This window comes from Niallia sp. Sow4_A1 (assembly GCF_052116745.1).
Lineage (GTDB): Bacteria > Bacillota > Bacilli > Bacillales > Cytobacillaceae > Niallia > Niallia hominis.
In genome coordinates this window covers 112,093-131,044 of sequence record NZ_JBQKKM010000003.1, presented here as the reverse complement: position 1 = coordinate 131,044, position 18,952 = coordinate 112,093, and the positions used below count along the sequence as shown (strand labels likewise).

Genomic DNA, 18,952 nt, shown 5'->3' with positions numbered 1-18,952 from the left:
ATTTAACAAGGGAGAGTTGTTTATTGAATCAAAATGTATACATACCAAGTTTAGAAGGAAATAGTTTATTTTGTCACATGAATAGAGAAAGTTATTTGAAAATGAATTATAAAGGAATGATACCTTACAGTTTAGAATTACTTAAGCTGCAAAAGGAAGGATTAAATTTAATCGATAGTAAAAGGTATCCTAACAAGCAAATATCTAATGATGTGATAAATGTAAAGTTTAAACAAAAAGTTAGAAGTGGTAATGAACTAATTACCAATTATAAGAAAGAATTAGATGAAATTAGTTCACTTAGAATGGAATTTACAGATTCATGGTCAGTAAATAAGAAGAAAGAGTTTATAGAATCTTATAAACCTAAGTTTAAACGAAAACTATATTTAGAGAAGAAAATTAAACGTATCGAAAGTGAATTACACCATCCGAAATGGAATGAACTTAAAAATGAAGATTTGCGTGAACATTTGTATAAACATGGTTTCTATATCAATCAATATGATAAAGATGGAAACGTAATAAAACAAGATAAATATCAAGTCTATAAGCGTTCAGCATCTAAGAGTAGACAAGGGCAAGTGTTATTTATTAAGACACACTTGTATGAAGAAATGAAAGCATGGTCAAGAATGTACCTTAAATTTGATATTCCGACTGATAACTTTGACCTACCTTCCCTTTTAGCCTATGAAAGTTTAGTGTCCAGTTCAATTGAATCAACAATCAAAATCGAACCTAAAAATATGCTTATTGTTTCTGATGTAGATAGTGTGTTTGAACATAAGGCTAATATTATCAAGAAGGAAGATGGGAAGTTAATTAGTATTCCGACAGAAAAAGCTACCATATCAAACAGCTTATTTGATGGATCTTCTTTGTTAGAGAGTAGTTACTTTCCTGAAGGAAAAGGGATGATGCTTCTTAGGAATCATATGTTCAAGAGTGCGGCATTTAACACTAACATACAGAAGTTTTTAATGGATAATTGTCCAAATGAAATTACATACGATGAATGGGTAATAACAGATTTATACAATAATACGATTTATGCGAAAGACATACATTTTATCTATACTCCTAACTCACTTAAAGCACTGAAATTCAGTAAATTTAATATAGATCAATCAATACATTCATTAATGTACGACTATTGGAAAAAGTTGATTGAAAAGGAAGGTAGTGTGTTTGGTATTTGCAAATATGATAAACCTTCTAAACGAGGATATGATGGTGATAAAGTATTAAACCAGACATCTTACCAAATGTTAAATTCGATGCCTTTTTCTAAATCAGACATAGAGCAATTAGCAAGTTTTGAAACGAAATACATAGACGATTTAAAAAATAATAAAAATAACACATACATAGATTATTTAAAGAAAGATGCTGCTACTGTGAATGCAAATGAAATGTTCGCTTCTCTTTATGAAAGAAACAAAGAAGTAGCTAAAACACAATTGTTTAAAGACTTCAAGAAAGAGAAAGTACGTGGATATGTGAAGCGTGTTAAAAAGGGTAAGATTCGATTAAATGCAGATTATGCAATAATGTTAGGTAATGGTATGGAGTATCTGTACCATGCAATAGGTAAGTTTGATGTCAATAATCATGAATACGAGTTGAAAGGTAATGAAGTACATACAGAATTATTTGATTATGAAAAGGAATATGTAGGATTTAGAAACCCTCATACGAGTCAATCTAATGTTTTAATAAGTAAGAATAAAGATAGTGCAAATATTAAAAAGTACTTTAACTTTACTAAAAATATAGTCATGGTTAACGGAAATCGATTCCCGATAGCTGACATTTTGTCGGGGTGTGATTTTGACTCAGATTCTTTACTCTTGGTTTCCGATGAAAAAGTATTGGAAGTCGCTAGGAAGTGTTTCGGTAACTATGCGGTATGCGTCAATAAAATAGATGCTAATCCAACTGAATGGAGTAATACTATCGATGATATGGCGAAAATTGATAATAAATTAGCAACTAGTCAAAAGTTAATAGGTAAAACTGTTAACATGGCACAAAATTACATGTCCTTATATTGGCATAAAGTTAACAACCATATAGAAGGATCAGACAAACTTTTACGAAATATTAATATCTTGACTGTGTTGTCTGGAGTTTGTATAGACCTTGCAAAAAAGGATTACGATATGAAAATTAAAGAAGAGTTAGAGTTGCTACAAGGGGATTTAGAGTTCATTACTGCAATAAGTGATAATGGTAAGAGAATTAAGGTTAAGCCGATGTTTTGGACTAATATTAACAAAACTAAAACAAAAAAGAACATGGAATACGATACATCAATGGATTATCTACATAGTATAATGACAGGATTACCAGGAGCGACAACAATTGATACAATTAGATTTAATAGCATCCTGAATCACACGTATGACAGTAATAAATCAGATAGGAAACAAAAGTATAAGATTACTAATACTGTTGAAGAATTACAGAAAGGAATAGAGCAAGTGTTTAGTGTATACGTAGGTGATGATGAAAGCACTAAGGAAGAAAGAAACATATCACATGAGGATTTATTCAAGGAGACAGTCGAGAAATTAAAGAAATTAAAAGTTAAACCTGAGACAATGTATGACATAGTAAAAAGGTTAGATAAACCAGTGAAAGATAAGAATAAAGAATCGGAGTACTATACATATAGAGTTAGATTAATGAATGTTCTGTATCAATCTCAACCCGATGCATTCTTAAAGGTATTTAAACATGAATAAAAAGTCCACAAAATTCATTTAGTAGACTACTAGAAACGTTGATATGTAGGCATTTCTAAAGAATGCTTATGGTGTGTATATAGAATAAATAAAGGTCAGAATGCGAAGGCTAGTCAAATGTCGCAGCACCGAATACTTAAAGTAAAGTAGGTGATTTCCTTTATCAATGGGGGGAGTTTATCTCCCTCAATACAATTCTATGTATAAATTCCCTATTTGTACAACTAAACATAGTTTACCAGATAGAGTTATAGAAAGCAAGGATTAGTTTACTTTTTTTATTTTTTGTTAAAAATGTACAAACGATTCCGTAATTATAATGCTAATGTATTTTTCCTTATTTATCAACTATTTTACTTATGAATCTCATAGAGCTTATCTATTTTAAGGTGATTACTCTCCCTTTTCACTTTCTATAGGTAGGTTCTATGAGGTTTATAATCTCATGTCTGTATAGATGCAGGCTACTTTTCCAGTCGGAATAACTTCAAACAGTGACTTTAGTCGAAGGTGAGATGCTTTGACGACAGTGAGGAGACGGAGGGGTGAAACGCCCTCCAAAATCACATTTGAAGGAGATTGGATAAATGAGTAAAGATGTACAGGTTTTTAGCAATGGAATTTTTGAATTAAAGGTAAGGGAGACTGCTAACTCAGTGGAATTTGCTGCAGAAGATGTAGCTAAGAGTTTAGGGTTTACTCGTGTTGTAAATGGAAAGTTGTATGTAAGATGGGAAAGATTGAATGGTTATTTACGAGATTTCGGTTTTACCCATGAGGTGGGCAAAGGAGATTTCATTGCAGAGTCATTTGTTTACATGTTAGGTATGCGTGGAGAAAATGACTTAGCTATAGCATTTCAAAAGTTCATAGCGTTTGAAGTATTACCGGCTATTCGTAAAAACAAAGTATACATTGATCCAAGTGCTACTGATCAAGAAATTGATAATGCGGTGAAATTAGCAACACCACAAAAGAGACGTAAAGCTTTAATGGATGCAACAATAGATGGTAAGGACAGTGTATTTAGTGTATACGAAAACATTAAAGAATATATTGCTAAATGGACTGCTGATGACAAAATAAAAGTATTACAGCATGTTGAACGTGCGTTGATGGATAAGAAAGATACATATGGAAATGATGTAGCATTTGTACATAAAGTAGAAGAGTTATTAAGACAAGTGGCAAAAGACTTAGATAAAATTAAAAACTGGAGAAATGGAGCAGAAAAGAGAGAATTGGGTAAGGAAAATAAGTTACTTCAACAAAAGATTGAAGAATTGACACCTCCTAGTTTAGATGAATATTTTTGTTTACCATATCATCCTTTTACTGAAAATAGAATGTATGATGCAATAACTAGTAAAAAGTGGGTTAAAACTAAAGCTTTTAAAGATTGGTGTGATTATTTTCCATACTTTTTAATGCCTGACGAATCAGAGTTAAATATCGACTGGAATAGACCAATTAAACTATATTTAGCGTATGATCATCAAAAGAAGTTTGATGTACAGAACTTTCACAAGTCAGCTATTGATATGATTTGTAAATATTATGGTCAAGATGACAGTATTATAAATGAGATTGAATTTGTTAATAAGACTATTAACCATGTGAAAAGTTATAAAGATGGGAAGATTTATTTCTTATTTACTAATTAAGGGGGATTAAATGACTAAACTAAGTGACTATATATTTTTTGAGGAAATACTGCTATCATTGTTCCATTGTCTACAGAAAAAGAAAATGATGCTGATTGGAAAAGTGCATCTAACCTAATTGTTCCAATTGGAGTCATTGATGATATGCCTAAAGATAAAAAACCTGTTTATGCTATGATTAATCAAATTAAGACCGTTAGTAAGCAACGATTGACTGATTATTATGTAAAAGAAGAAAAAAAGTATTATCCAATGACATTAAGTCCTAAACAAATGCAAACAATATTAGATGTAATAACGATGTCGATTGGACAACAAAAAGTCAGAGAAAAGAAAAAACCTGTTGAAACTGTTTGACACTGATAAAATAATGTAGTAGTATTATTTTAAAGAATAATTTCGGTTTAATTACCAACTCTATACTTGCATACGACTTAATTGTCAACTACATAATATGCATAAAAAAGACCTTCACCTTGACTGGTGGGGTCTTTTTTATGTTCTCTCCCCTTCCCTATAGTTACAATTTTCATGTGATGTGATATTATGGGAATCTTTTCTATAAAGAAGTCAGAGAAGCATTTAAAGAATGGGTGAAAAGTGGAAAACCTAAAATTGAATTTTATAAATTAAAATCAAAGGAATTAGGAATGAACTCTTGGCAGACAGCACAATATTTATGTTTGAATCGAAGTTATAAAAAGGTAAAATCAAAAATTGAAGTTTAAGAAATTACATAATATAAAGTAAGTTGGAATTATACATATAGATTTGAGAAGGGGAATTTTCCCCTTAGTGATTATAATAAGACTTAAACCTCCGAGAGTGACGGGAGTTCTATTAAATTCGAGTTTATTTTATTCGCTGAAGGCATCCTTTTTAGGGTGTCTTTTTATTTTTATTGTTTAAGGGAGAGATAATGAATGAGTTTTGAAGAAGCAAAAAGAACAACTAATGAATTTTTATTGGATAATATCGTCAGTCTAGAAACTGAAAAAAGAGAGTTGGCTTTCAAACACAAAGAAAGTGTAAAGAGATTAAGTGAAACCTTAGATTTACATGATAACATAATTAAAATTATTGCACGTTTTATTGTAGACAAAGATTTAGAACAGGATTTCTTTAATAACATAAAAGAAAAATTGGATATCGATGGTGAGGGATTAAATAATGACAAACAGTATTGATAATAAAAAAGCACATTTTGATTTTTATTTTGCATTTAAGTATCTTGATAAATTAACTAACTTACATAATGAATCAGATTTGGATATGAGTGAGCATATTTATTTGGCTTGTAATTTGATACATAGAGGATTAAGTTTGGCGATTCCTGAAGTTGTAAAATACGAGGAAAAAGATAGTGGTATGGACTGTTTAATCAAAGTTGCTCGACAAGCAAATAATATTGGAATAAGTCGTGATGAGTTAGAAAAAGCTGTAGAATCGTTAAGTAATGCTGGAATATTGGATAGGAAACATTATGTCTATTTTGATGAGAAGGGAAATAGATAATATGTTAGTAACTTTTCAGATTATACTCATGGTGTTTATGTTACTGTTTGGTTTGTTTACATTAGGTGACCCATCTAAAGATAAAGATGTTAAATCTATCTACGGAGCAATTACTGTGATTAGTATGGGATTACTTACTGTAACATTTTTGGTATTTTAATAGGTGATAGTGGGGCAAAAAGTGTCCTAACTCCTAAAAATAGTCATAAAGGAGGTGGAGTGATGCCTAGAGCAGAAAAGAGTAAGCGTGATGAATTAACCTTTCAACAAAGGAAATTTGTAAATGAGTATTTGAGACATGGAAACGGCAGAAATGCAGCTATATCAGCAGGTTATAGTGAAAAGAGTGCAGATAGTCAAGCTAGTCAACTACTAAAACTTCCTAAGATAAAGAAAGCAATTGAGTCAAAAGAGAAAGAATTTGAAATGGCTTCATTAATCACAGTGGAAAGTGTTCTCGAAAGAATACTTAATATTGCTGATGATGAAGACGCAACTAACAGCGAGAAATTAAATGCTTTAAAAATGTTAGGTCAACACTTAGCTATGTTTACAGATAAACAAGTTATAACTAATGAAGCTAACAATCCATTTGAACAGATGAGTGACGAAGAAGTTATAAAAATGTATGAGGAACAAAATAAATTTAAGAAGAAAGCTTAGTCTAGAAAGGTACACGTTTTAATACTGTCTTTTTTAGACTGTTTTTAACGTCTATTTATTAAAATAATAAACATTAATATACGTATATTTATTAATTGACCTTTATGTACGTTATTGGTATACTTTAATTATCAAAACGACTAGGGGTTGTTATTATGGGTAGAAATTTTGGTTACATACGTGTTTCTTCAACTTCACAAAACTTAGATAGACAGATCGATGCTTTAAAACCTTATGTAGATAATCCTGATAATATCTATCAAGATAAAGCTAGTGGTAAGGATATGGAACGTGAAGGATTTAAGTATCTATGTAGAGCTATCAATAATGGTGATACTCTGTATATTAAGTCAATTGACCGTCTTGGTCGTAATAAACAACTAATTAAAGAGTATCTAGAGTTCTTCAAAAATAAGGGTGTTAGAGTAAAAATTATTGATCTACCTACAACAATGCAGGACTATCCAGAAGGTCAAGAGTGGGTATTAGATATGATTAATAACATTATTATTGAAGTTTATACATCCATTGCACAACAAGAAAGAGAGACTATTTTAAAACGTCAATCTGAAGGTATAGCTTCTGCTAAGGCTAAAGGTAAACACTTAGGAAGACCATCTTTGGAGTTACCAAAAGAATGGAATAAGCTTTACAAGCAATGGAAAAATGGAGAAATAATGGCTGTTGAATTTATGGACTTAGTAAAAATGAAGAAAGCAACCTTTTATAAGAAAGTAAAAGAATATGAACAAACATTGTAGATAGTCTAAATAGACTGTCTTTTTTTATTGGTTAAAGGGAGGTGGTTACAATAGATGTCGAACTAATTAAGCAAGAATTAGCATTACAACGTGAGATGAAACTAAGGATGGCTAGGAAATCTTTCTGGGAATTCTGTAAGGTATTAGAACCTGACTTCTATATGGATGACCGATTATACCTAAAGAGAATTTGTGACACTCTACAAGGCTTATATGAGGGTACATTATACAATTCAAAGTTAAATAAACCGTATAAAAAACTAATGATGAACATACCCCCTAGACATGGCAAATCACGTACATTAGTTAACTTTACTAAATGGTTACTAGGTATCAATAATCAAAATAAAATCATCACAGCATCCTATAATGATGATATGGCTACAGACTTTTCTAGATATTGTCGAGATGGTATTAAAGAGACTAAGAATATTCCTACTGACATTATTTACAGTGATGTATTCCCTAACACTCGAATTAAAGATGGTAACGCTAGTGTTCAAACATGGGCATTAGAGGGTTCATTCTTCTCATATAAAGGTGTTGGTATTGGTGGAGGTGTTACTGGTAAGGGTGCAAATATCCTAATCTGTGATGACTTAGTTAAAGATATAGAAGTAGCCACCAATGATGATGCGCTAGACAAGATATGGAAATGGTATACTGGTACATTTATTTCTCGTGCTGAGTCTAACGCAGTTGAAATCATGAATATGACTAGATGGGCTAATGATGATCCATGTGGGAAGATATTGCAAACTGAAGATGCAGACGAGTGGTACATATTGAAAATGGAAGCCTATGATGAAAATACAGATACGATGTTATGTGAAGACGTTCTTTCAAAGGAGCGTTATTTTTATTTGAAGAGAAATACTGATCCATTGGCATTTATGAGTAACTATCATCAAGAGCCAATTGACGTTAAAGGTTCATTGTACAAGGAATTACATACATACGATGATATTCCTACAGATAGTAATGGTCATCCAGACTTTGAGCAAATTATCTCATATACGGATACAGCAGACTTAGGTAATGACTATCTATGCTCTATTGTTGCCGGTGTTAGAAAAGGGGAAGCATACATTCTCGATGTTTATTACTCTAAGGATGGTATGGAAGTAACTGAACCTAATACAGCTAAACTATTCCATGAAAATAAAGTGGACTATGCAAAAATCGAGTCTAATAATGGTGGTCGTGGATTTGCTAGAAATGTAGAACGTTTATTGTGGGAGAATCATAAAACACGTAAACCTGCTATTGATTGGTTTCATCAATCTAAGAATAAAAAAGCTCGCATACTTTCAAACTCACATTTCGTTATGAAACACGTTTATTTTCCTCATGATTGGAATGTTAAATGGAAGGATTTCTACAAAGCAATCACTACTTATCAAAAAGATAAGAAGAATAAGAATGATGATGCAGCAGATGCATTAACAGGTATAGTTGAAATGGTAGGAACACAAAGAGCACAAATCAAATTTTTCAAAGGGGGGATATGATTGGTAGTATTTATACATCCATCGGAAGAAGAAATTAATGCAGAAGTAATTGATAAATTTATTAAGCTACATCAAGCAGAACTACCACGTTATAACAGACTTAAAAACCTGTACGAAAGTAATGCTCCTATCTTAGATAGAGAAGCGAAGGATACCTACAAGCCCGATAATCGACTAGTTGTTAACTATAGCAAGTATATTACAGACACATTCAACGGTTATTTTATTGGTATTCCTATCAAAATTTCACATGATGATACAGGTATTAGTGAACGTTTAGATATGTTCCTAACACGTAACGATATGGATGACAATGTAGCAGAACTAAGTAAAATGACTTCAATCTATGGTCATGCATTCGAAATACTTTATCAAAATGAATTATCAGAAACCTGTTGCACATACAACAATCCCTTAGATATGTTCATTGTATATGATGATACTATTGCTCAAAAGCCATTATTCGCTGTTAGATATCAAAATACCGATGATGGAATCAAAGGTCAATTATTCACAAGTGATAAAGAAATCACTATTAGTGAAGGTAAAGATGGGCTAATATTATCAGATGAAAAACCACAATACTATGGTGATGTTCCTGTTATCGAGTATATTGAAAATGAAGAAAGACAATCTATTTTTGAATCAGTTGAAACGCAAATCAATGCATATGATAAAGCTATTTCGGAAAAAGCGAATGATGTTGATTATTTTGCGGATGCCTATCTCAAGTTACTTGGAATGGAATTAGATGATACAACACTCCAAAAAATAAGGGATAACCGTATTATAAATTTATATGGATCTGATGATGTAACGAAATTAATAGTCGAATTTATGGAAAAACCAAATGGAGATGACAGCCAAGAGCATTTATTGGATCGTTTAGAACGCTTGATTCATAAGATTAGCATGGTTGCTGATATCAATGATGAATCGTTCGGTAATGCTTCAGGAGTTGCATTAGAGTTTAAGCTACAACCAATGAAGAATTTAGCTGCGATGAAGGAAAGAAAGTTTACTTCTGGTATGAACAGACGTTTCAAAATGGTATTTAATCTACCTACTAATATGGAAGTATCTAAGAAGGATGAATGGCGTAATTTAAACTATAAGTTTACAAGAAACATTCCACGTAATATTGCAGATGAAGCAAACACGGCTAGTCTATTACAAGGTGTAGTTTCCAAAGAAACTCAATTGAGTGTACTTTCTATTGTAGATAATGTAAAACAAGAGATTGAAAGAATGAATGCTGAAATTGAGAGTCAAGCTTCTGATTTTAGTACTAATCCAGATGGTGAATTTATTATTAAGGAAGGTGAAGAATAATGAGGTATCTTAAGAAACCTGTTGTAGTTGAAGCATGGCAATTCACCAAAAAGAATTTTGCTAAAGGTGTTCCAGAGTTTATACTTTATGCACCTGATAAACCTATAACTTTATTCAGCCAATATGCTGGAAGTGTTATTTATGGAGAATTAAAAACTCCTGATGGTTTAATAAAGATTAATGAAGGTGACTACATAGTTAAAGATGAACAAGGTGAACCTCAACATTGGAGACAGAAATTATTTGAATCCACCTATGAGAAAGAGACTAAATAATGGATGCTGAAAGAAAATCCTACTGGGAACAAAGGATGATTCAACTATTCACTTCACAGGATAAAAGAAATGCTAAATTTGAACGTAAAATGCACAAAGAGTATCTACGTATAGAAGAACAAATCAACAAAGAAATAGCTTCATTCTACACAAAGTATGGAAAAGATGATGTTATTGAATATCGTAAACTAGTCCTATCCCTATCTGACAGGGAAAGAAACCTTTTGTATCAAGATTATGAAGCATTTACTAAAAGGTATCCAAAGTATACACACTTAATGCCTGTTAGGGAGTCCATTTATAAACTTAATAGACTAGAAGGTTTACAACTAAATATTAGGATGCATTTGCTTGAATTAGGTGCATATGAGGAAGAAAACTTCCAGAAGTTACTAGAACAAGCATATGAAAATGGATATCTATCAACAATGAAGGGGTTAAGTAACGCACCTTCTTTTTTTATGCTTAATTCTATAGCTATGAGTCAGACACTCAACGAAAAATGGATTGATGAAGGTAACTTCTCTACTCGAATATGGGGTAATAAAGAAAAGTTAATTCGATTACTCAACAATGAAATTCGAGATGGCTTTATTCGTGGAGATGAATATAGGCAAATGGCTAAAGTACTCCAATATCGAACAGGAGTAGGAGAGAATGATGCTAGGCGGTTACTTCAAACAGAGTATAACTTTGTAATGAATCAAGCTAATAAACAAGCATTCATTGATACAGGCATAACTCGATATGAAATATCTGCAGTAATGGATAAAAAGACTAGTAAGACATGTAGAAGTTTAGATGGACAACAGTTTGACTATGAAGATGCGAAAGTAGGAGTTAATTATCCACCATTCCATGCACGTTGTAGAACGACTGTTATTCCTGTAGAGAATTAAAAACTCGTCCACAACCGTGCTGGTGACGATAAAAACTGCATGAGTATAAATAAACCCCACCAAGGGTCTAAAGAGAGGGAATTATCATGAAATTAGATAAATTATTACCATTAAATCTTCAATTCTTTTCTGAGGAAACTGATGATACGAATAATCAAGACACAAATCAAACTCAGGATAATCAGACGCAGAATGAAGATAAGAATCAAACCGGCAAGACTTATAGTGAAGAAGAAGTACAGAAAATGGTTAAGGATCGTGTTGCACGAGAAAAGAAAGCAGCAGAGAAGGCAATTGATGAAGCTAAGAAATTAGCAAAAATGAATGAAGATGAAAAAGCAAAATACGAGCTAGAAAAACTTCAGAAGAAATTAGCTGAGTATGAACGTAAAGAATCATTTTATTCATTGTCAAAAGAAGCATCTAAAATGCTATCTGAGAATTCAATTAGTGTAGATGATGATTTACTTTCCTTTGTTGTAAAAGATACAGCAGAAGATACACAGGTTGCAGTAAACTCTTTTGTGTCTTTAATCAATACGAAGGTTGAAGAAGGTGTTAAAAAGGCGTTAGCTGGAAAACCACCAAAGGTTACAACAAACAACAAAACGATTACTAAGCAACAAATTATGGAAGAAAAAGATCCAATCAAACGACAAAATTTAATTAAAGAACACATGCAGTTGTTCAAATAATAGGAGGAAATAAAACATGGCAGAACAAAATTTAACAGTAACTGGCGACTTAGCAAAAGCATCATCAATTGACTTTGCGGAGCGATTTGGCTCAAATTTAAATAAACTTACAGAAGCGTTAGGGGTTACTCGTAGAATGCCTTTGGCAAATGGTATGACGATTAAAACCTATACATCCAATGTAACAATGGCTGCAGACGATTCTGTAGGTGAAGGAGAAACTATCCCACTTTCTAAAGTAACTACTGAACCGGGTCCATCTATTGAATTAGCGTTTAAAAAATATCGTAAAGCAGCTTCAGTGGAATCTATCCAAAGACATGGATTCGATCAAGCTATTGTAGAAACAGACGAAAAATTATTAAAAGAGATTCAAAAAGGTGTTCGTACTGAATTCTTTGGTTTTTTAGCTACAGGAACAGGTGCAGCAACTGCAACTAACTTACAAGGAGCATTTGCGCAAGCATGGGGGAAAGTTCAAACTCTCTTTGAAGATGACGCTGCTCAAACTGTAGCGTTTGTTAATCCAATGGATATTGCAGATTATTTATCAAATGCTGAAGTATTAGTTCAAACAGCATTCGGTTTACAATACATTCAAAATTTCGCTGGTGTAGATACAGTATTCATTAATACTTCTGTGCCTAAAGGAACTGTTTATGCTACTGCTCCAGAAAACATTGTACTTGCATATGTTCAATTAACTGGTGGTGAGATTGGGAAAGCATTTGACTTTACAACTGAAGAATTAGGTCTAATTGGTGTAACACATGACGTTGAGAAGTCTAATCTAACTGCAGAAACTATTGCACTTTCAGGAGTAAAACTATTCGCTGAACGTCTAGATGGAGTTGTGAAAGTCACTATTGCTCCTGCGGTGTAAGAAAGGGTGGTTAAATGTATAAAGTAATTTCCATTTTTAGTGATTTAGAAGACAATAAACGAGTCTATGAGGCAGGAGATACTTTTCCACGAGAGGGTGTAGAAGTATCTGAAAGCCGTTTAAATGCTCTTTCCACTAACCAAAATGCAGCTAAGAAAATACTTATTAAAAAGGTGGAAGTTGAATATCCTCAGCATTCAGGAGGAGCTTATTACCAGCTTTCAAATGGTGAAAAGGTAAAAGGTAAGGAAGCAGCTATCGAAGCCGAAAAAGCCTTAAATGGTGAGTGATATGGCGATTAAAGATAGGGTGCTAATACGAAAACCTGGAATTAATGAGAATCTCATTGATGAATTAATCAGAACCGCCTTAGATCGTATCAATTTACGATTAGGTGTAACTGTTTTGCCAATTGAATTGGAATCTGTAGCAGTTGAAGTTGTTTGTGCTATGTATAATAAATCACAAGCAAATAATGAAGGTATCAAGTCAGAAAATGTTGATACCTTCAGCGTTACTTTTGTGGATGATATTTTAGCAGAATATGAAACTGACTTGAATAGGTATCTAGAAATTAAGAATAAACAAGATAATGTAGATAGAGGAGTGTTGAGATTCTTATGAGATTCTTGCCACTCTTATTATATGGAAAGCAGCAAACAGGAAGCGATCAGTTAAACAATCCTATTTATGAGTTAGTACAAATAGGGGAGTCGACAGGTCGCTTTTCTTCATGGACAGCGAAAGAAGTAGCTCTAGATAATCGAGATATAACAGTTAACAATAGAAAAATTATCACACAAGCTAAAAAAGAAACCTTAATCCAAGTAGATAAAGTAAAGATTGATGAACTTTATCATTCTGTTACAGAAATCATTGGAAATGACTACAGTCGATGGCGAATAGTAGTGGTTAATCGATATGGAAGTGCAAAAATGTGAGGATAACTTTTAACGGTATTGAAAGACTGGAAGAAAAATTAATCCAAAAGAGTCGTGCAGACTTTGATGCTGTCGGAAAAAAGAATGCACGAGATATTTATGCTAGGTCTCAAAGATCAGGTGGAACTCCTGTAGATAGTGCCCAATTAAGGTTATCTGCACAGTATAGAGGGGATGAAGTAGGCTATGGTGTTCATTATGCCCCTCACGTTGAGTATGGTCATCGTTTAATAAATGGTGGATATGTACCAGGTCAGTATTTTTTAAAACGAAATGTTGATACTCAACGCCCTATCTATAAGCAGGATTTATTAGAAAAATTAAGGGAGTAAATAAATGTTACAAAAATTATCGTTTATTTCTGTTCTTTCTGCAGTCATACAAAAAGTAGAAGCTAATACAGGCTTGCGATGTTATGATGTCGTATCAAAGGATAACTTAGTACCATATTATCATGCGGAAATAGTTGGCTCTATTCCAGAAAAAAGTAAAACTATGCAGAAAGACAGGTATCAAGTTGTAATGCATGTACATACAGAAGGAAATGGCTCTACAAAAGTTTTTAATGCTATTCAAAAACTAGAAGAAGCGTTAACAGAAGATATAGATTTACCTGGTGACTATGAAGTAACTCTACAACTGCCTACTGGTGTTTCTCAAATATTTGATGAAGCTGATGGTACAAAACATGCAGTTGTAGGTTATGACTTTGTGGTTTTTTCAGGTTATAAAATGAAGATATAGGAGGGGCTACATATGAGTGAAGCTCTAAAAACGGAATTAACAGGTCAATTAAACAAAGCTATTGCAGGTAAAGATATTGTATTGTCTATTTGGGATTCAACAGGCTCTAAATTGATTGCAATTGCTGGTCAACAAGGTCTTACAATCAATCGTGATAAAGACACAATTGAAGTTACATCGAAGGACTCTGAAGGTTGGAAACAGTTTATTGTCGGGCTGAAAGAATGGTCTATTGATAACGATGGAGTCTATGTGCGAGATCATGAAGCTCATAAGCAATTAAAAACTCTATATGAGGGTGATGAACCATTCTTAATTAAAGTTACAAATCAAAAAGCCAAAACGGACATGTTCGGTGGGCTTGCTTTGCTAACTAGTTATCCGATTGAAGCACCTTATGACGATGCGGTTACTTATACGATTTCATTACAAGGAACTGGAGCATTGGTTGATTTAGAAGATGAAGCACAAACACCAGAAGTTTAATTTAGGAGGAGAAAATAGATGTTTACAGTAGATGAAACAGTATACACATTAAAGTATAATAAGCAAAAATTAAAAACAATTGAATTAGTAACAAAGACAAGTGTTATAGGGGAAATGGCTAAAAATAACGGTGTTTTACCATACCCTGTTTTAGAATCTCTCTTTTCTTTGGCATTAGTAGAGGAAGCTACAAATACTGCTGTTAAGCAAAAAGAAGCCGAAAAAATGTTTGAGACGGTTATTGAAGAGAACGGTTTGATTACAGTTAATGCAGCAATTGTTCAAAAATTACAAGATGATATGGGTTTCATGTTCCGTTAGAGCTGGTCGAAAGTGATCTGCCTAACGATTATAACCCAAGTCCAGCGGATATAAAGAAAATGGAATTAGCTAAGTCCTATCGATATGAGATGGATTTAGCTTTTTTTATTGTCCGGATAGGAATGTCTAAAAAAGAATTTGATTTATTAACCGAAAAAGAAAAAATGTTTATCCGTAAAGAACACGAAAATAAATTTCTCCATGACACCACTTGGTTACGAAATGCAGCGCTTAATGCAATTGGAAACGCCAATCGCAAGAAAGGTAAGAAGTTTATCGATCTATTTGCTAAGAAGGCGCACAAGGTTGATAAAGACTACAACCATGATGCAGTTAAAAATGTTCTTGAAATTGAGAAGAAAAAAGGCAAGTCGTGGGTTGAGAAGATTTTTAAAGCTAATGGTGTGAAAAATCCTCAGAAGGGAGGTAAATAGATGGCAGATTATACTTTAAGCGCCAAGATTACTGCAGATTCAAACAATTTTACAAAACATATGCACGGTGCACATCAAAGTCTTGAAAAAATGGAACACATGACGAAGTCAATCACCGAAAGACTGAGTCACTTTGGCATGAACATGTCTATGTCAGGGATGATGATTACAACTGGTTTCACCGCGCCAATTGTTGGTGCAATTAAAACGACTGCAGACTTTGACTCGGCGATGAGAAAAGCTGGAGCTATTGCGGGTGCGAGTGCATCAGAATTAGATGCAATGACAAAAGCAGCACTTGACCTAGGCGCAAGTACATCTCTGTCCAGTAGTGAAGTTGCAGTAGCCATGTCTGAAATGGCAGCTAAAGGGTTTGATGCTAACCAAGTAATAGCAGCTATACCTGGTGTTATTTCTGCAGCTGAAGCATCAGGAGAAGACTTAGCTTTAACTGCTAATACAGTCGCTAGTGCATTAAATGGTTTCGGTTTAGAAGCAGATAAGTCGGGTAAGGTTGCAGATATCTTAGCTATGACTGCTAATAAGACAGCGGCTGGCATTGGAGATATGAGTTATGCTTTTAAATACGCTGCACCAGGAGCAAGTTCTCTTGGTATCAGTATGGAAGAGTTAGCAGCTGCAACAGGTATCATGACGAATGCTGGATTAGATGGATCTAACGCTGGAACAACTCTACGTATGGCATTTAACAGATTGGCAGCACCTACAAAAGAAGCTACTGCAACTATGTCAGATTTAGGGTTTAGTGCAATTGATGCACAAGGTAATTTTAAACCACTTAATCAGATTGTTGGAGAGTTAAGTGGGTCAATGGACGGCATGACTGAAGCACAGAAGCTAGCAGCATTATCAACTATATTCGGAACAGAAGCAGCTAGTGGAATGCTTATCTTGCTGAATGAGGGACAAGAAGGGTTAAAAGGACTAACGAAAGAATTAGAGAATTCTGCCGGTGCAAGCGCAGAAACGGCTGAACAAATGAAAGCTGGAATAGGCGGGACGTTAGAAAATTTAAGTGGTGCCATCGAATCCGCGACCATATCTGTTATGAGTCAACTAACTCCGTTACTCACTAAAATAGCAAACTGGGTTATTGCAATTACTGAAAAGTTTAACGGTCTTGATGACGGGACAAAGAAGATTATTGCGATTGCTGCAGGTGTTATGGCATTGGTTGGTCCTATACTAACAGTTTTAGGAGTCATGGCAATAGGAATAGGCGGTCTTGGAACTGTACTTGGATTTTTGATCAGTCCAATCGGTTTAGTTATCGCGGCTATTGTTGGATTAGGTGCGGCGTTTGCTTACCAAATGAAGACGAGTGAAACTTTTAGAAATAACGTAATGATGGTCTTTGATTTCGTCAGAGATAAAATTATGGGAGTTGTTCAAACAGTCATACCAATTTTACAGGGCATGTGGACAACGATACAACCTATTTTATCTAGTGTAGCCAGTTCATTAAGTGGAGCCTTTAGCAATGCTGGTCCAGCTATTATCGGCGCATTAGGAACAATGGGAAAGCAAATAGGATCGGTATTCACAACCATATGGGGCGTTATTCAAGCCGTAATTCCTATTTTTACAACCTTCTTTTCTAGCATTATTGGCGGTTTTCAGTCAGCCGGTGGAGTTGGAAGTGGTTTCGGTATTCAACTAGTTTCTATCCTTTTGGGTCTTAACCCTGTAATAAAAGCAGTTATTCTATTATTCCAGAACTTCGGACCTCAAATAACTGCAGCGTTTCAGCAGATTGTTTCAATGGTATTACCAGTATTAGCCACTATAGGAACAGCATTAGGTCAATTGGCAAGTGCAGTCATACCGTTGATCATGCAAGCTATTTCGACGTTAATCCCAGTTATTATTCAGATGGGAATGACACTGATGACGATTATTAGCGCAGTACTTCCAATCCTGATTGGTTTATTTAATCAGCTGTTCCCAATTATCATGCAAGTAGTCATGATTGTTATTGATTTAGTAGCTCAATTTATGCCATTAGTAGCTGTTATTCTTAGTTCGTTGCTTCCGGTTATTCAAAGTTTGATTTTATCTTTCATGAATATTGTGCAAGCAGTAGCACCAGCATTTATTGCTATTATTAAGTTAATTATCGGTATAATCCAAGCACTATTACCTATCATCATGAGTATTATTACAGTTGTAGTTCATGTCTTTGCGGCTATTATTTCAACAGTAAGTCCTATTGTTGCTTTCATTGCGGGGATTATATCTGCAGTCATGTCCGTGATAACTCCAATTATTGTTTTTATAGCAGGAGTTATCACTAGTATAATAGCAGTCATTCGACCAATCATCGTTACGGTGACTGGTATTTTTAATATAGTTTTTTCTGTAATCAGTGGTGTTTGGCGCAATATCATGACTTTTATTGGTTCAGCGATTAACAAAATAAGCTCTATCATTAATGGGATTAGTTCAACGGTATCTAATGTTTTCAGTTCTGTATTCAGCACTATATCACGAATCATGGATAAGGTATCTAGCAAGGTTTCAGGCGTATTTAGTGCAATTCAAGGTGCTTGGTCAGGACTAACTTCATTTGTAAGTGGAATCTTTAGTGGAATATCTGGATCTGTTGAAACTTTAGTAAGCCAAGTTAAGAGTTTTGTAAATGGAGTAATAGGAGGCATTAACGCAGCAGTCTCGCTTATCAATAAGATTCCAGGTGTTAGCATTAGTAAAATTCCAATGCTTGCCCGAGGTACCGACGATTGGCAAGGTGGCTTTGCTCGAATCAATGAGGGAGGTCGTGGAGAGCTTGTAAATCTTCCAAACGGTTCACAAGTCATCCCTCATGATGTTTCAATGCGATATGCAAGAGAAGCAGGTAGGAATACAAGTGATCATTTTGAAGGGGGTTACCAGACGGTTGGAAATGATATGAGTCGAATGGAAGCATTGCTGGAAAAAATGGCTAATAGTTCGCAAGTGATAATGTTAGATACAGGGGCTATTGTTGGGGCTACTTACAACGAATATGATCGTGTAGGTGGTAATAAAACAGTCTTTACAGAAAGGTGGGGGTACTGA

At 33.9% G+C, this 18,952-nt stretch carries 22 protein-coding genes; all 22 read left to right on the top strand.

The window, feature by feature from the left end:
* Positions 1-23: 23 nt before the first annotated feature.
* The 22 genes from ACTQ5K_RS02835 (at position 24) to ACTQ5K_RS02730 (ending at position 18,952) form a co-directional block, all read left to right on the top strand.
* Complete coding sequence (locus ACTQ5K_RS02835) at positions 24-2,750, top strand: RNA dependent RNA polymerase (RefSeq protein ID WP_441993610.1); 2,727 nt, start codon at positions 24-26, stop codon at positions 2,748-2,750.
* A gap of 587 nt (positions 2,751-3,337) precedes the next feature.
* A complete protein-coding gene (locus tag ACTQ5K_RS02830; RefSeq protein WP_441993608.1) occupies positions 3,338-4,414 on the top strand; it encodes a hypothetical protein in 1,077 nt (358 codons plus the stop codon).
* Positions 4,415-4,480: 66 nt separating this feature from the next.
* Positions 4,481-4,771, top strand: coding sequence for a hypothetical protein (locus tag ACTQ5K_RS02825; protein WP_441993606.1), 291 nt, complete (start codon positions 4,481-4,483; stop codon positions 4,769-4,771).
* Positions 4,772-5,337: 566 nt separating this feature from the next.
* Positions 5,338-5,601 (top strand): hypothetical protein, encoded by a 264-nt coding sequence (locus ACTQ5K_RS02820; protein WP_101731256.1) that lies wholly within the window; start codon positions 5,338-5,340, stop codon positions 5,599-5,601.
* Positions 5,585-5,929 carry a hypothetical protein gene (locus tag ACTQ5K_RS02815; protein WP_101731255.1) on the top strand — a complete coding sequence of 115 codons (345 nt, stop codon included), beginning with the start codon at positions 5,585-5,587 and terminating at the stop codon, positions 5,927-5,929. Before ACTQ5K_RS02820 ends, ACTQ5K_RS02815 begins: the two co-directional genes overlap by 17 nt.
* Before the next feature lie 222 nt (positions 5,930-6,151).
* Positions 6,152-6,592 carry a terminase small subunit gene (locus ACTQ5K_RS02810; RefSeq protein ID WP_441993603.1) on the top strand — a complete coding sequence of 147 codons (441 nt, stop codon included), beginning with the start codon at positions 6,152-6,154 and terminating at the stop codon, positions 6,590-6,592.
* Between the two features lie 155 nt (positions 6,593-6,747).
* On the top strand, positions 6,748-7,353 hold the full coding sequence (locus ACTQ5K_RS02805) for a recombinase family protein (RefSeq protein ID WP_441993601.1): 606 nt from the start codon (positions 6,748-6,750) through the stop codon (positions 7,351-7,353).
* A gap of 41 nt (positions 7,354-7,394) precedes the next feature.
* On the top strand, positions 7,395-8,864 hold the full coding sequence (terL, locus tag ACTQ5K_RS02800; protein ID WP_441993599.1) for a phage terminase large subunit: 1,470 nt from the start codon (positions 7,395-7,397) through the stop codon (positions 8,862-8,864).
* Positions 8,865-10,196, top strand: a complete 1,332-nt coding sequence (locus ACTQ5K_RS02795) for a phage portal protein (RefSeq protein WP_441993597.1) — start codon at positions 8,865-8,867, stop codon at positions 10,194-10,196. It abuts the gene before it with no gap.
* On the top strand, positions 10,196-10,471 hold the full coding sequence (locus tag ACTQ5K_RS02790; RefSeq protein ID WP_441993595.1) for a hypothetical protein: 276 nt from the start codon (positions 10,196-10,198) through the stop codon (positions 10,469-10,471). Before ACTQ5K_RS02795 ends, ACTQ5K_RS02790 begins: the two co-directional genes overlap by 1 nt.
* Positions 10,471-11,370: a minor capsid protein gene (locus tag ACTQ5K_RS02785; protein ID WP_441993593.1), complete on the top strand. Its 900-nt coding sequence runs from the start codon at positions 10,471-10,473 to the stop codon at positions 11,368-11,370. The genes ACTQ5K_RS02790 and ACTQ5K_RS02785 overlap by 1 nt, the downstream gene beginning before the upstream one ends.
* Before the next feature lie 86 nt (positions 11,371-11,456).
* Positions 11,457-12,065, top strand: coding sequence for a DUF4355 domain-containing protein (locus ACTQ5K_RS02780; RefSeq protein ID WP_441993591.1), 609 nt, complete (start codon positions 11,457-11,459; stop codon positions 12,063-12,065).
* 16 nt (positions 12,066-12,081) lie between these two features.
* The gene (locus ACTQ5K_RS02775; protein ID WP_441993589.1) at positions 12,082-12,948 is read left to right on the top strand and encodes a hypothetical protein; all 867 of its coding nucleotides are present in this window, start codon (positions 12,082-12,084) and stop codon (positions 12,946-12,948) included.
* A 14-nt stretch (positions 12,949-12,962) separates the two neighbouring features.
* A complete protein-coding gene (locus ACTQ5K_RS02770) occupies positions 12,963-13,238 on the top strand; it encodes a hypothetical protein (protein ID WP_441993587.1) in 276 nt (91 codons plus the stop codon).
* Between the two features lie 19 nt (positions 13,239-13,257).
* Positions 13,258-13,572 (top strand): phage head-tail connector protein, encoded by a 315-nt coding sequence (locus tag ACTQ5K_RS02765; protein ID WP_441993585.1) that lies wholly within the window; start codon positions 13,258-13,260, stop codon positions 13,570-13,572.
* Entirely contained in the window at positions 13,569-13,889 is a 321-nt protein-coding gene (locus ACTQ5K_RS02760; RefSeq protein ID WP_441993583.1) for a hypothetical protein, read from the top strand. Before ACTQ5K_RS02765 ends, ACTQ5K_RS02760 begins: the two co-directional genes overlap by 4 nt.
* Positions 13,886-14,221: a hypothetical protein gene (locus tag ACTQ5K_RS02755; protein WP_441993581.1), complete on the top strand. Its 336-nt coding sequence runs from the start codon at positions 13,886-13,888 to the stop codon at positions 14,219-14,221. The genes ACTQ5K_RS02760 and ACTQ5K_RS02755 overlap by 4 nt, the downstream gene beginning before the upstream one ends.
* A gap of 4 nt (positions 14,222-14,225) precedes the next feature.
* Positions 14,226-14,633: a DUF5072 family protein gene (locus ACTQ5K_RS02750; protein WP_441993579.1), complete on the top strand. Its 408-nt coding sequence runs from the start codon at positions 14,226-14,228 to the stop codon at positions 14,631-14,633.
* Positions 14,634-14,645: 12 nt separating this feature from the next.
* On the top strand, positions 14,646-15,119 hold the full coding sequence (locus tag ACTQ5K_RS02745) for a phage major tail protein, TP901-1 family (RefSeq protein WP_101731243.1): 474 nt from the start codon (positions 14,646-14,648) through the stop codon (positions 15,117-15,119).
* Between the two features lie 18 nt (positions 15,120-15,137).
* A complete protein-coding gene (locus tag ACTQ5K_RS02740) occupies positions 15,138-15,440 on the top strand; it encodes a segregation and condensation protein B (RefSeq protein WP_144546188.1) in 303 nt (100 codons plus the stop codon).
* 59 nt (positions 15,441-15,499) lie between these two features.
* Positions 15,500-15,874 (top strand): phenylalanine racemase, encoded by a 375-nt coding sequence (locus ACTQ5K_RS02735; RefSeq protein ID WP_441993577.1) that lies wholly within the window; start codon positions 15,500-15,502, stop codon positions 15,872-15,874.
* The gene (locus tag ACTQ5K_RS02730; protein WP_441993575.1) at positions 15,875-18,952 is read left to right on the top strand and encodes a phage tail tape measure protein; all 3,078 of its coding nucleotides are present in this window, start codon (positions 15,875-15,877) and stop codon (positions 18,950-18,952) included.